At 61.5% G+C, this 11,849-nt stretch carries 15 protein-coding genes; 8 read left to right on the forward strand and 7 right to left on the reverse strand.

The genetic code is table 11. The features are described from left to right. The first annotated feature begins 90 nt into the window (after positions 1 to 90). The 3 genes from groES to CWE17_RS10290 all read left to right on the forward strand — a co-directional run bounded on the left by groES (position 91) and on the right by CWE17_RS10290 (position 3,646). Positions 91 to 402 (forward strand): co-chaperone GroES, encoded by a 312-nt coding sequence (gene groES / locus CWE17_RS10280; RefSeq protein WP_131456874.1) that lies wholly within the window; start codon positions 91 to 93, stop codon positions 400 to 402. Between the two features lie 88 nt (positions 403 to 490). Further along, positions 491 to 2,125: a chaperonin GroEL gene (groL, locus tag CWE17_RS10285; protein ID WP_131456876.1), complete on the forward strand. Its 1,635-nt coding sequence runs from the start codon at positions 491 to 493 to the stop codon at positions 2,123 to 2,125. Between the two features lie 171 nt (positions 2,126 to 2,296). Beyond that, positions 2,297 to 3,646 (forward strand): ammonium transporter, encoded by a 1,350-nt coding sequence (locus CWE17_RS10290; protein ID WP_240789369.1) that lies wholly within the window; start codon positions 2,297 to 2,299, stop codon positions 3,644 to 3,646. A 28-nt stretch (positions 3,647 to 3,674) separates the two neighbouring features. Here the strand turns inward: CWE17_RS10290 and secG are convergent, their stop codons facing one another. Both secG and gpmI read right to left on the reverse strand, forming a co-directional pair. Continuing rightward, a complete protein-coding gene (secG, locus tag CWE17_RS10295; protein WP_131456878.1) occupies positions 3,675 to 3,905 on the reverse strand; it encodes a preprotein translocase subunit SecG in 231 nt (76 codons plus the stop codon). 9 nt (positions 3,906 to 3,914) lie between these two features. Further along, complete coding sequence (gene gpmI, locus CWE17_RS10300) at positions 3,915 to 5,576, reverse strand: 2,3-bisphosphoglycerate-independent phosphoglycerate mutase (RefSeq protein ID WP_131456880.1); 1,662 nt, start codon at positions 5,574 to 5,576, stop codon at positions 3,915 to 3,917. A gap of 104 nt (positions 5,577 to 5,680) precedes the next feature. Here gpmI and pyrR point away from each other — a divergent pair, with 104 nt between their 5' ends. Beyond that, positions 5,681 to 6,223 carry a bifunctional pyr operon transcriptional regulator/uracil phosphoribosyltransferase PyrR gene (gene pyrR, locus CWE17_RS10305; protein ID WP_206338373.1) on the forward strand — a complete coding sequence of 181 codons (543 nt, stop codon included), beginning with the start codon at positions 5,681 to 5,683 and terminating at the stop codon, positions 6,221 to 6,223. Positions 6,224 to 6,233: 10 nt separating this feature from the next. On the opposite strand, the gene CWE17_RS10310 is transcribed toward pyrR, so the two are convergent. The 3 genes from CWE17_RS10310 to CWE17_RS10320 form a co-directional block, all read right to left on the reverse strand. Further along, positions 6,234 to 6,455: a ferredoxin-thioredoxin reductase variable chain gene (locus tag CWE17_RS10310; protein WP_131456884.1), complete on the reverse strand. Its 222-nt coding sequence runs from the start codon at positions 6,453 to 6,455 to the stop codon at positions 6,234 to 6,236. 54 nt (positions 6,456 to 6,509) lie between these two features. After that, complete coding sequence (locus CWE17_RS10315) at positions 6,510 to 7,352, reverse strand: hypothetical protein (protein ID WP_131456886.1); 843 nt, start codon at positions 7,350 to 7,352, stop codon at positions 6,510 to 6,512. Positions 7,353 to 7,445: 93 nt separating this feature from the next. Further along, positions 7,446 to 9,110, reverse strand: coding sequence for an Hsp70 family protein (locus tag CWE17_RS10320; protein WP_131456888.1), 1,665 nt, complete (start codon positions 9,108 to 9,110; stop codon positions 7,446 to 7,448). 39 nt (positions 9,111 to 9,149) lie between these two features. Here CWE17_RS10320 and CWE17_RS10325 point away from each other — a divergent pair, with 39 nt between their 5' ends. The 4 genes from CWE17_RS10325 to CWE17_RS10340 all read left to right on the forward strand — a co-directional run bounded on the left by CWE17_RS10325 (position 9,150) and on the right by CWE17_RS10340 (position 10,680). Next, positions 9,150 to 9,434 carry a hypothetical protein gene (locus tag CWE17_RS10325; protein WP_131456890.1) on the forward strand — a complete coding sequence of 95 codons (285 nt, stop codon included), beginning with the start codon at positions 9,150 to 9,152 and terminating at the stop codon, positions 9,432 to 9,434. A 26-nt stretch (positions 9,435 to 9,460) separates the two neighbouring features. Further along, a complete protein-coding gene (locus CWE17_RS10330; protein WP_131456892.1) occupies positions 9,461 to 9,688 on the forward strand; it encodes a DNA-directed RNA polymerase subunit omega in 228 nt (75 codons plus the stop codon). Further along, complete coding sequence (locus CWE17_RS10335) at positions 9,685 to 10,065, forward strand: DUF1818 family protein (RefSeq protein WP_131456894.1); 381 nt, start codon at positions 9,685 to 9,687, stop codon at positions 10,063 to 10,065. The genes CWE17_RS10330 and CWE17_RS10335 overlap by 4 nt, the downstream gene beginning before the upstream one ends. Positions 10,066 to 10,413: 348 nt before the next feature. Then, positions 10,414 to 10,680: a DUF2811 domain-containing protein gene (locus CWE17_RS10340; RefSeq protein WP_206338374.1), complete on the forward strand. Its 267-nt coding sequence runs from the start codon at positions 10,414 to 10,416 to the stop codon at positions 10,678 to 10,680. Here CWE17_RS10340 and CWE17_RS10345 read toward each other — a convergent pair. Beyond that, positions 10,668 to 11,417, reverse strand: coding sequence for a hypothetical protein (locus CWE17_RS10345; RefSeq protein WP_131456898.1), 750 nt, complete (start codon positions 11,415 to 11,417; stop codon positions 10,668 to 10,670). The genes CWE17_RS10340 and CWE17_RS10345 overlap by 13 nt on opposite strands. Then, on the reverse strand, positions 11,401 to 11,847 hold the full coding sequence (locus CWE17_RS10350) for an EVE domain-containing protein (RefSeq protein WP_131456900.1): 447 nt from the start codon (positions 11,845 to 11,847) through the stop codon (positions 11,401 to 11,403). The genes CWE17_RS10345 and CWE17_RS10350 overlap by 17 nt, the downstream gene beginning before the upstream one ends. Positions 11,848 to 11,849 lie beyond the last annotated feature (2 nt).

An 11,849-nucleotide genomic window follows, 5' to 3' on the forward strand; every position in this document is an offset into this window, starting at 1 on the left:
GGCCATAGGTTGGCACTCGTCGACCTTGAGTGCTAGCTCGTGTCGATGTGTGGCGCTTCGCGTCCCCTGTCCCTGCTTTCGCATTCACCCATGGCAGCTGTTTCCCTCAGCGTCTCCACCGTTAAGCCCCTTGGAGACCGCGTCTTCGTCAAAGTTTCCGAGTCCGAGGAAAAAACCGCCGGCGGCATCCTTCTCCCTGACACCGCCAAGGAAAAGCCCCAGGTGGGCGAGGTGGTCCAGGTGGGTCCCGGTAAGCGCAATGACGACGGCTCCCGCCAGGCTCCTGAAGTCGGCGTTGGCGACAAGGTGCTCTACAGCAAGTACGCCGGTACCGACATCAAGCTCGGTGGTGATGAGTTCGTGCTTCTCTCCGAGAAGGACATCCTCGCGATTGTGAACTGAGCGTTCCCAAGCCTCCTGGCCTCAGCGCCCACGTGCTGAGTTCAGTTTCGATTGATCGTTTCCACTTTTATCTTTCTCCCTGCCTCCCATGGCCAAGCGCATCATCTACAACGAGCAGGCTCGCCGCGCTCTGGAAAAGGGCATCGACATCCTTGCGGAGTCCGTTGCTGTCACCCTCGGTCCCAAGGGCCGCAACGTCGTTCTTGAGAAGAAGTTCGGCGCTCCTCAGATCATCAATGACGGTGTCACCATCGCCAAAGAGATCGAGCTCGAGGACCACATCGAGAACACCGGCGTTGCTCTGATCCGTCAGGCTGCCTCCAAGACCAATGACGCCGCCGGTGACGGCACCACCACTGCCACCGTCCTGGCACACGCCATGGTCAAGGCTGGTCTGCGCAACGTGGCCGCCGGCGCCAATGCGATCACCCTCAAGAAGGGCATCGACAAGGCTGCTGAATTCCTGGTCGGCAAGATCAAGGAGCACGCCAAGCCGATCAGCGACAGCAACGCCATAGCTCAGGTGGGCACCATCTCCGCCGGCAACGACGAAGAAGTGGGTCGGATGATCGCCGATGCCATGGACAAGGTTGGCAAGGAAGGGGTCATCTCCCTCGAGGAAGGCAAGTCGATGACCACCGAACTGGAGGTCACCGAGGGCATGCGTTTCGACAAGGGCTACATCTCCCCCTACTTCGCCACCGACACCGAGCGGATGGAAGCGGTGCTCGAGGAGCCCTATATCCTCCTGACCGACAAGAAGATCGGCCTGGTGCAGGACCTGGTGCCCGTGCTTGAGCAGATCGCTCGCACCGGTAAGCCTCTGCTGATCATCGCTGAGGACATCGAAAAGGAGGCCCTGGCCACCCTCGTGGTGAACCGCCTGCGTGGTGTGCTCAACGTGGCTGCTGTGAAGGCCCCTGGCTTCGGCGACCGCCGCAAGGCCATGCTCGAGGACATCGCCGTTCTCACCAACGGTCAGCTGATCACCGAGGACGCCGGCCTCAAGCTGGAGAACGCCAAGCTGGAGATGCTGGGCACCGCTCGCCGCATCACCATCAACAAGGACACCACCACCATCGTGGCCGAAGGCAACGAAGTGGCAGTGAAGGCCCGCTGCGAGCAGATCCGCAAGCAGATGGACGAAACCGACTCCACCTATGACAAGGAGAAGCTGCAGGAGCGTCTCGCCAAGCTGAGCGGTGGCGTGGCTGTGGTCAAGGTGGGTGCTGCCACCGAGACCGAGATGAAGGACAAGAAGCTGCGTCTGGAAGATGCCATCAACGCCACGAAGGCGGCCGTTGAAGAAGGCATCGTCCCCGGTGGAGGCACCACCCTGGCTCACCTGGCTCCTGCTCTAGAGCAGTGGGCATCTGGCAGCCTCAGCGGCGAGGAGCTGATCGGTGCCAACATCGTGGCCGCGGCCCTGACCGCTCCCTTGATGCGCATCGCTGAAAATGCAGGTGTGAACGGTGCTGTGGTCGCTGAGAACGTGAAGGCCAAGTCCTTCAACGAGGGCTACAACGCAGCCAACGGCGAGTATGTCGACATGCTCGCTGCTGGCATCGTTGATCCCGCCAAGGTGACCCGATCTGGTCTGCAGAACGCTGCCTCCATCGCTGGCATGGTTCTGACCACCGAGTGCATCGTGGCCGATCTGCCCGAGAAGAAGGAAGCAGCTCCTGCCGGAGGCGGCATGGGCGGCGGCGACTTCGACTACTGATCGACGGCTCCGCAAGGAGCAACGGTTCACCCCCGCTGCGGCGGGGGTTTTTTCATGCTCTGAGGATGTCCCCATGCATGAACGTCTCCCTCAAGATGCCCCCAACTGTTCATAGCGAACATTCGAGGGGGCCGTGCTCTGAAACGGTATCGCTGGTAACCGTTTCAACTTGTGCTGCAGTCCCGTTTCAGGCGTCTGCTGATTGCTGCTCTCTGCGTTCCGGCGCTGCAGGTAATCAGTGCCGCCCTTTTGCCGGCCCACGCTGGTGACGCCGCTCTCTCTGATGCCGATAACACCCTCATCTTGACGTCAGCAGCTCTTGTTCTGCTGATGACCCCTGGTCTTGCCTTTTTCTACGGCGGCTTTGTTCAGGGGCGGAACGTTCTCAATACGATGGCGATGAGCTTCGTGATGATGGGGATCGCCACCCTGGTCTGGGCCTCCTTCGGCTTCAGCCTGGCGTTCTCCGATGGTGGAGCCTTCAATGCCGTTGTCGGCAATCCCTTCTCCTTCGCTCTGCTCGAAAACATTCCTCCAATCTGGGATGGCTTGTCGATCCCAGGGCTGAGCTTTGCCCTCTTCCAGGGGATGTTTGCGATCATCACGCCGGCGCTCATCTCTGGAGCCCTGGTAGAGCGGCTCAGCTTCCGATTCTGGTGCGTGTTCACACCCGTTTGGCTGCTGGTGGTCTACGCCCCACTGGCTCATATGGTCTGGGGTGGAGGATTCCTTGGCAAGGATCTCGATTTTGCTGGTGGCACGGTGGTGCATATCAGCTCAGGCGTCACTGCCCTGCTTCTCGCTGCTTTGGTCGGTGCCCGCAAGCAGTGGCCCCGCTCCGTTCGCCCCCCCCATGACGTGACTCAGATTCTTCTGGGCACCGGCCTGTTGTGGTTTGGATGGTTTGGCTTCAACGGTGGCAGTCAGTTGGCTGTGAGTGGCGCTGAGCTGCCCTTCACCACCACACACCTCTCTGCGGCTGCAGGACTCGTGGCTTGGTCGCTGGTGGAAACATGGCGTGATGGCAAGCCCACTGTTGTGGGTATGGCCACCGGCGCGGTTGCCGGTCTCGTGGGGGTCACGCCAGCCGCTGGTTTCGTCAGCCCTGGCTCAGGCATGGCCATCGGTGCGATCACCGGAGTGCTCTGTTATGTCTCCGTCCAGGTCAAGGTGAAACTGCGCTTCGATGACTCTCTCGACACCTTTGCGGTGCATGGCGTGGGAGGCACGATCGGCGCCATGCTCACAGGCGTGTTTGCCAGTGCTGAACTGATCGCCAATCACCCTGCCGGTCAGGTTCTAGCCGAGAAAGGCAGGTTGGCCCTGATTGGAGGGCAGCTTCAAGCTGTTGTGGTGGCCTATGGCCTGGCGGCGGCGGGAACTCTCGTCATTGCAGGCATCCTGCGTGGTCTTGGGCTTGGCTTCCGCGTGTCCGAACACGCTGAAAACCTCGGGATCGACGTCGACGCCCATGGAGAGGAAGCCTATGCGGAACGGGTGGGTTCACCTCAGTTCCAGTGAGTTGTCCTTGACTTCACCCTGGCTGGCTTCAGCGAAGCCAGCCAGCACTCAAGATCACCGCGAGGGTGAGAAACGTTGCCAGGCAGGTCCAGGTGAGGCGATTCAGCGTGGCCTCAGCGCTACTGGCACTGGTGAACATCGAGCTGCCACTGGCTGCCAGCCCTCCCATGCCATCGCCTTTCGGACTGTGCAGGAGTACCAGCAGGATGAGCAGCATGCCGCTGCCGATCCAGATCCAGGAGAGAACAGACGTAAGCATCAGGCAGAGTCAGACGGGTTGGGGCAGACGGGCGCTCAAAGTCGGCGCATCAATCGATTCAATCAGGCTGCAGCCTGACATCACCTCAGGTTTGGGGAGATTGAGAAGTTGAAGCAAGGTTGGTGCGATATCAGCGAGCCCGCCGTTGTCTCGGAGGCGCAGGGCATTGCCAAGGCCAGGGACCTTGCGCTTCTCCCCCTCCACGAGGATCACGGGCACCGGGTTGGTGGTGTGGGCGGTCCAAGCTTGACCATCGGGACCTTGCATCACTTCTGCATTGCCATGGTCGGCTGTGATCAGAAGCGTGCCTCCCATGCGCCCGACGGCATCGAGCAGGCGACCGATGCAATGGTCGACCTCCTGGATCGCTTCGGTGGTGGCCCCCATCACACCGGTGTGGCCAACCATGTCGGGATTGGCGTAATTAATCACCACCAGCGAATACACGCCACGTTCGATCGCTTCGATGCAACTGTCCGTGAGGGTGGCAGCGGCCATCGCAGGCGCTTGGTCGTAGGTGGCGACGCGTGGCGAGGGCACCAGGTGGCGGTCCTCTCCTGAAAGGGGTTGCTCAATGCCACCGTTCATGAAGTAGGTGACGTGTGGATATTTTTCGGTTTCAGCCGTGCGGTACTGGCGCAGTCCGTGATCGGCGACCACCTGGCCGAGTAGCTGATCGAGCGACTCGGGAGGGAAGGCCACCATCACGGGAAGATCCGCTTCGTACTGCGTGAAGGTGACGATCTTCAACTTGGGGCGTTGGGCGCGTTCAAAACCCTCAAAGGCATCGACGCACAGGGATTGAACAATCTGCCGAGCGCGGTCGGGGCGGAAGTTGAACATCACAAGCCCGTCGCCGTCGTTGAAGAAGCTGGGGGTGAGACGCACCGGTTCGAGGAACTCGTCGGTGGTTCCCTGGGCGTAGCTCGCGGCCAGGGCCTCTGCGGCCGTCATGCCGCTGATCTCGATCGCGGGATCCGTGAGCAGGGAGTAGGCCTTGCTGGTTCGCTCCCAGCGATGGTCTCGGTCCATGGCCCAATAGCGGCCGCAGAGGCTGGCGATCTCACCAACACCGGTCAGGAGGATGGCGTTCTCGACGGCCTCGATGAATTGGGGGGCACTCTGGGTGGGGGTGTCCCTGCCATCAGTGATGGCGTGAATCGCCACCTTGCTCAGGCCCTCGGAGGCTGCCCAGCGCAAGAGCCCGCAGAGATGATCCACATGACTGTGGACGCCACCGTCGGAGCAGAGGCCAAGGAGGTGGAGGGTGCCGTTGCTGTTGCGCAGCTCCGCTGCCAGCTCCCGGAGAGCGGATCGTTCCCCGAGCTGTTCGTTTCGGACGGTTTCGCTGATCCGAACGAGTTCCTGGCGGATGATCCGGCCTGCTCCGATGGTGAGGTGCCCCACTTCGGAATTGCCCATCTGCTCGTCCGGGAGTCCCACATGGGCTCCGCTGGCTTGGATCAGTGCGTGCGGATAGGCATGCCAGAGGGCATCCATCACCGGAGTCTCGGCGGTGACAATGGCGTTGTGCTCTTTCCCTTCGCGGTGTCCCCAGCCGTCAAGAATGGCGAGAACGACCGGTGCGACGGCACCGGATCGCTGGAAGCTCTCATCACTGCTGTTCGGCACGCTCTCTCCGCAACGTTCAGTTCTTAAGGGCTTCTCCATATTCAAGTTACCTCCAAGAGCTGCAGTTCGACCCAGTCGGTGTTCGGTCGGTCAGCTTTCGACCATCCGGCCGCCATAAACTGAGACTCGCTGAGCGCTTGGTTATGGGCGGTTCTGCCGATGCCGGAAGGATTGAGATCCTCTCGTCCCAGGAGCTGGCAAGGACCCTCGCCAGACTTGCTTCGCAGGTGCTGGAGACCGTTGACAGCACGGATGACCTGGTTTTGTTGGGCATCCCCACACGCGGCGTACAGCTCGCCCGAGTGCTCGCCCGCCAGCTTGAGGATCTCTCCGGCCGCACGATTGCTCAAGGAACGCTTGACCCCACCTTTCATCGCGATGATCTCGAGCGGGTGGGAATGCGGTTTGGACAAGCCACGGACCTCCCCATGGGCGTTGAGGAGCGGGTTGTGGTGCTTGTCGACGATGTGATCTTTACCGGACGCACCGTGAGGGCGGCCTTGGAGGCGATTCAGGCCTGGGGCCGTCCGCGTCGGGTTCTGCTTCTGGTGATGGTGGATCGTGGTCACCGTGAGCTCCCGATCCAGCCTGATTTTTGCGGACGCGTTGTGCCAACCCGACGCACGGAAACCATCGAGCTGCGCTTGATGGATCTTGACGGTGAGGAGGGGGTGTACCTGCGCTGAAGGGTTCCCTTCAGCTCACAGCGGTGAGCTCATCACCGCGGAAGTGGGCCTTGTAACGGCCAAAGGCCACGATGACCGGCAGGGTGGGACTGATCGGCCGACCTTTCCAGTCATCCAGCACGTTGACCACTTCCCCTTCGCTTCCCTGGAGATCGAAGGCTTCACCACGATGTTCGGGATGGTTAAACACCACGACGTTGGCTGAGACCGTTACCTTGTCGCCCGCTTGCATGAGCCACGTCATTGCTGGGGCGCATTGTGTCATGCGCCTGAGCGCTCCGCCGCATTACCTTCTGCGGCACAGGCTTTCGGGCCCCTCTTCCTCAACGCTGCCGCCAACATCGGCGCAGCCGGCAAGGAAAGCTTTCCAGGGTTCCAATCCCATTCGGATGCGTTGTTGAACAGCAGCATCCAGCTCCGCTTCAGGAACGGTATGGGCTGGTAGGTCGCCATGACTGTGATGGTCCTCCCGGTCCCTCAGCGCATCGATCGAGGTTTCCACCGCCTGTCGCTCAGGCAGAGCCTTCCTCTGCCACCAGGGGTGGTCGAGCTGGTTGAGAACGGACAAGGCTTCCCACCAGCGCTTGCGCTCTACAAGCTCAATCAGCCGTTCGTGATTCAGGCGGTTGCGATTCCAGGTCTCCCGGAGGTTGTCACTCAGGCGGGTGCCGGGACGGCCATCCCCCTGCTCCACAGGGGTGAGCTTGCTGATGGCCCCCTCTAGATCGCCTTGACGAAAGAGCGTCAACGCTTGATTACGGAGTTGATCCCGCCACACCATCAGCTGCTGTTGATCCTCTTGCCGATCACCTGGGGTGCCGACACCAGAGTTCACGAGCTGCTCCTGTAGGCGAAGGGCGTCCGCCAACTGTCCAAGCTCCCAGAGCCTTTGTGCCTGCTGGCGGCGACAGTAGGCCTGCTCCAGGGGGGCCTTCTGGCCCAGCCAGCGCAGAGCCGCCAGTTGTTCGCTGTAGCGCAAGCAGGCGTCGAGATCACCGCGACGGGCCGCCTCCCGAAGGCGCAGGGGAAGCTGCTGTTCCCAGAGGTAGGCCGCGCAGCAGAGCAGGGCAACGCCGCCCAGGGTCAAGCCGAGCCAGTAACGGGGCAGGGTGTGGCGACGAAGCGCCAAAGCAGGACCGCAGGTTCTTGATTGTTCTATGAAGAAGCCAGGTCAATCCATGCCGTTTGTGGACGGTGTAGAAGGCGCATAACGCGCTGCTGCTTAGCGAACCGTCCCCAGTTCACGAGGTTGCAGCTTCAGGCCGCTGCGCAGGTCTTCTCCCTCCACGAGCAGAACGGACTGAGCATCGATGGAAAAACGCAGGCGCAGGCAGTCCTGACCAGCCTTCCCCGTGGGCTCGAGGGGTAGGTGCGGGGAGGGGGCGCTCCATGGGCGCACCGTGGCTGTTGCGCTGCCCTGCTGCAGGGTTGGCAAGCCGTTCACGTAAACCACGTCATGGCGGCCGATGGCCTCTGGTTCCCCGAGCACCAGCTCCAGTTGGCCTTGACCCTCGCGACCGGCAGCCAGGACGAGCTCAAGCGGACTCCGGGTCGGCCAGGTCTGACCGGCGACGAATAAAGGGTGCCAGTGATGGCTTTGACTGCGGCGGTCCCAGCAACGCAGCGACACCCCCCTCTGAAGAACGTCCCTGACCTGCACGCCAGGGGTGAGGGAAAGGGCTCCGGAAGCCACGGCTACAACAGGAGGCGGTGTCAGCAGGCGGACTGGTGCAGTTCTCTGCCGCAGCCAGTCCAGCAGCAGGGGGAGGCGTGCCCCACCGCCTACCGCCATCACCCCATCGAGATCCTCGAGAGGGCAGCCGTGTCGCCGTCCTCCTGCGAGCGTCTGCTCCAACAGATCATCGAGAGCCTTCAGCAGGCCCCGTTCTTGGATCAGCGACTCGAGCTGCAATCGGGTTAGGCGAAGCTCCTGCTGGCGCCCCTCATCGCTGAGGGTCGCGATCTCGCTGAGGGGCAGGTCGGCGGGATGATTGCAGTCGCTGAGCCGGCATTTCAGGCGTTCGGCAGCATTGAGCAGAGGGGCGATCGCAGGATCGTCCTTCTGGAACTTCCCTGGGGCCAGCTGGTCAACGATCCAGCGATCCAGATCCCGTCCACCGAGAGCTAGACCTGCTTTCCCCAGCACCTTGGCGCAGCGCAAGGACTGGCGACTGCTGGCCAGGTCCCTGCCGCGGAAGCGCAAGAGCTGGGCGAGGGGCGCCGCACGCCCTTCCCCTCCCTCAAGAGCGACGAGCGCCATGTCAATCGTGCTCCCCCCCACGTCCACCACCAGCAGGCGAGAGCCTGGCGCCAGCCCGGCCCCCAGGGCCGCTGCGGTGGGCTCATCCACCAGGGCGATTTCATCAACCGGTAGCTGGCTGCAGGCTTTCAGAAGCCAGGTTCGGTAGCCCCGGTAGTGCTCCACCGGGGCCGTGAGTACGAGCCGTCCGACCCTCACCCCATTGGGCAGCCTCCGCCAGATCTCTCGAAGCAGCCACTCACCGGCGGAGTCCGCAGACATTTGTTCGCCTAAGGACTCGCCGTTGGACTGATCGGAGCACTCATTCGCTGGATCCAGCTCAGGACCAGCGATGAAGCGCTTGAAATCTCTCAGTAATCCTGGAGAATGGCCGTCGGCAAGACCACTGTCGAGCACCTGCCGGCCCACAAGAGGATTGGGGTCATCGGCGCTGCGAGCCCAGATCAGGCTCGGTATCTCCCCTGGATTGCGAGTGATGGGTGGGAGGTCGAGCAGGTTCGGGGCGATGCCGCCGTCCAACTGAAAGGCCACCACGGTGGTGGTGCTTCCCAGGTCGATCGCCAGCGTTCCAGTCCGCTCTGAAACCTGAAGGTTTTCTTCGTCCGCCGGGGGTCGGTCCGCTGCCATGGGCAGGTTGGAAGAACGATGAGACTAAGGGGTATCAGGATGGATCGCTTGCAGCGGTTGGTGATGTCCTTCTACAGGGAGGATCCTGTGCTGGAGCAGCGGCTGGAACCACTGCGGGCCAGCAGGATGTCGCGCAGCTGGGGAAGTATTCGGATCGAATGCGTTGACGCGGCGCATCTTGAGGAGATCAGCGCATTGCTGGAGATGCTGCGACAGCCCCTCGCCGCCATGGGGCTGGGGCGTCAGATCGTTTTGCGAGTTCCTGGCAGCCTGCAGCGCACCTATCCGATGCATGTGCCGTTCCACAGCGACATGCTCACTTAGAGTGGTGAATTGTTGTCAGGTCAATCGTGATTGGTGCCGGTTTGAGCTCTCAGGATCTGGCCAAGCGTGGTGAAAGCCTGATCCGCCAATCAAGCAATCGCTATCTCACGACCGTTCGGATTGCGTTCCGGGCCAAACAGCGTCGTTTTGACGACTTCGACGGGCTGCTTGAGGAGTCCAGCGTCAAGCCGGTGCAGAGGGCCATCATCGAGCTGAGTGATGAGCAGGATCAGCCTGACTTGCTCCCTGGATGATTCAGCAGGAAGGGCCTGGCTGGCGCCTGGCCCACGATCCCAGTCGTCTCCGTTATCCCGTGTTGATTGGAGGGGAGGCTTGGGCATTTGAGCTAACCGAATGGGAGTGGCAGGGCCTGGTGGCCTTGGTTTCGGAACTCACTAATCAGCATCAGGCGCTGGTGGATCAGCTGCTTGAAGAAGAGGCGATCACGCTGGAAATGGAGAGAGCGCCCTGGTGGGGCTGCCTGGAGGGCCATCGGGATCGATGGGCGCTGCAGGTTCTGCTTGAAGCTGACGCGACCGGCGGAAGGGGAGTGGAAGGCCATTGGCCTGCGCCAGCTGCTCAGGCTGTGACGGCGGCGATGAGAACGATCTGGGATTCAGGCTCGAGATAAGTTCTTCTGATCATTTGAGCGAATGGGGCTTCCTCCACCGCCTTTGCCCCGCATTGAACAGCTTTTCCACAGGCTCTCTCCTGTTGCGACCTGCTCTCGCGGAGTTTGTGGAAAACCGGATGAATCGGGTTGATCCCTCTTGACGTTGGTTGCCTTGGTTGTGATGGGCCTTTTCAGGCGGCATCGCTTCTCCTGAAAGGGCTTGATAGCTCGAGTCTCATGGGGAGAAGGGGTGGGAAGGCTCGATGAGGCTGCTCTTGACGTGGTCCTCGCGGTGTGGAGAACTGGTGGTCGATCGGTGATTCAGAGATGCAGCCAGAAGCAGCGCAAATGATGCAGTCAGAGCTCATGAGCCCCTCAGGTTGTGGGTCATCTGCATCCGATGCCTCTGGAGCCATGGACGCAGCACTGGTCAGTTTTCAGGCTGAATTGCCCCTGCCTCTGCAGGAGGCCATGACCCGCTTCATCGAGAGTTATCCCAACTGGGATCAGTACCGTCTCGTTCAGGCGGCCCTTGCTGGCTTTCTGGTTCAGAACGGCGTCGAGTCAAGGGCGATTACGCGCCTGTATGTCGGCAACATGTTCAGGCGTCAGTCGCTGCTTCAGCAGATTTGAGTGCGGCAGCTGGCCATCAGCACGAGGGCGCTGAGGGGAAGGCTGAATAACAGCCCAAGGCAGGCCCCCATGAGCCCCAAGGCATTGAGACCGAGCAGGAGGCCGATCAGGGCAAGAATCTTCAGGCGGTTCGCCTGAACAATGCGGCGGCTGTGGTCCATGGCTGCAAGGGGGCGATGGTGATGGTGCACGAGCAGCGGCAGGGCTAACACCTGTCCCGTTCCCCAGAGGGCTGTGGCCAGGCTTCCCAGCAGCACACTGGCTCCCGCCAAGACAGGGCTCTGACCAAGCAAGAGCCAGCTGATCAGTCGAATGCTGCTGAAAGCGCCGATGAAGATCAGTCCTTCGAGAGTCAGCAGTGCCAGTCCCTGACGCCATAGCCAGAGGAGCCGAGGTTGGTGGTCAGGCCTAGCGATCCTGGAGGGTGACCTCTCACTGGATGCGGTTGGTAGAAGCTGATCCGCCAAGTCGAGGAGAGCCATCAGTGGCCCTATCGGCAGTAAAAGGCTGGCTGCTACCAGCAGATCCCCAAGGGCGACGATGAGCGGCAGGTCGCTAGTCCGCAAATCGCTGGCGAGCACACCTGGCCCGACGGCAGCCAAGAGTGTCAGCGCTGAAAGCCCCAGGGAATGCCAGGGGGCCTGGCTGAAGCCGATCCAGGCCCTGGGCAGCACGGTGGCCAGGGGCAGAACCTCACGTCCTGGGGAAGGGAGGACGGTCTCAGTGGAGCGTTCCAAGGCGGCTCAGCAGATCGGTGGCGATCGGATCCGCTACAGGCAGGATCGACAATCGATTGCCGCGGCGTACGACCGTGAGCTGCTCTTCGTTGTAAGTCTCCCTCAGGGCATCGAGGCTCAGCAGCTCAGCAAACACTCCCAAATAGCGGAGCCGCACGCAGTCCCAGCGAGGAGCCTCCTGTTTGGACGCTGGGTCGTAGTACTTGGAGCTGGGATCGAACTGGGTCGGATCGGTGAGACCGGTCTCAACCACCTCCATCAGGCCAACAATGCCCGGAGGTTTGCAATTGGAGTGATAAAAAAAGGCTTGATCGCCGATGTTCATGCTGCGCATGAAATTACGGGCTTGATAATTGCGGATCCCGTCCCAAAGGGTCTCCCGCTCGCGCGCCAAGTCCTGGATTCCATAGACGTCAGGCTCGCTTTTCATCA

The organism is Synechococcus sp. BS56D (assembly GCF_004332405.1).
Classification (GTDB): domain Bacteria; phylum Cyanobacteriota; class Cyanobacteriia; order PCC-6307; family Cyanobiaceae; genus Synechococcus_C.

Excerpts from the sequence above, each read along its gene's own strand:
- groES (WP_131456874.1), top strand. The coding sequence starts at position 91 with ATGGCAGCTGTTTCCCTCAGCGTCTCCACCGTTAAGCCCCTTGGAGAC.
- groL (WP_131456876.1), top strand. The coding sequence starts at position 491 with ATGGCCAAGCGCATCATCTACAACGAGCAGGCTCGCCGCGCTCTGGAA.
- secG (WP_131456878.1), bottom strand. The coding sequence starts at position 3,905 with ATGCTTACGTCTGTTCTCTCCTGGATCTGGATCGGCAGCGGCATGCTG.
- gpmI (WP_131456880.1), bottom strand. The coding sequence starts at position 5,576 with ATGGAGAAGCCCTTAAGAACTGAACGTTGCGGAGAGAGCGTGCCGAAC.
- pyrR (WP_206338373.1), top strand. The coding sequence starts at position 5,681 with ATGGGCGGTTCTGCCGATGCCGGAAGGATTGAGATCCTCTCGTCCCAG.
- CWE17_RS10310 (WP_131456884.1), bottom strand. The coding sequence starts at position 6,455 with ATGCAAGCGGGCGACAAGGTAACGGTCTCAGCCAACGTCGTGGTGTTT.
- CWE17_RS10320 (WP_131456888.1), bottom strand. The coding sequence starts at position 9,110 with ATGGCAGCGGACCGACCCCCGGCGGACGAAGAAAACCTTCAGGTTTCA.
- CWE17_RS10325 (WP_131456890.1), top strand. The coding sequence starts at position 9,150 with ATGGATCGCTTGCAGCGGTTGGTGATGTCCTTCTACAGGGAGGATCCT.
- CWE17_RS10335 (WP_131456894.1), top strand. The coding sequence starts at position 9,685 with ATGATTCAGCAGGAAGGGCCTGGCTGGCGCCTGGCCCACGATCCCAGT.
- CWE17_RS10340 (WP_206338374.1), top strand. The coding sequence starts at position 10,414 with ATGAGCCCCTCAGGTTGTGGGTCATCTGCATCCGATGCCTCTGGAGCC.
- CWE17_RS10350 (WP_131456900.1), bottom strand. The coding sequence starts at position 11,847 with ATGAAAAGCGAGCCTGACGTCTATGGAATCCAGGACTTGGCGCGCGAG.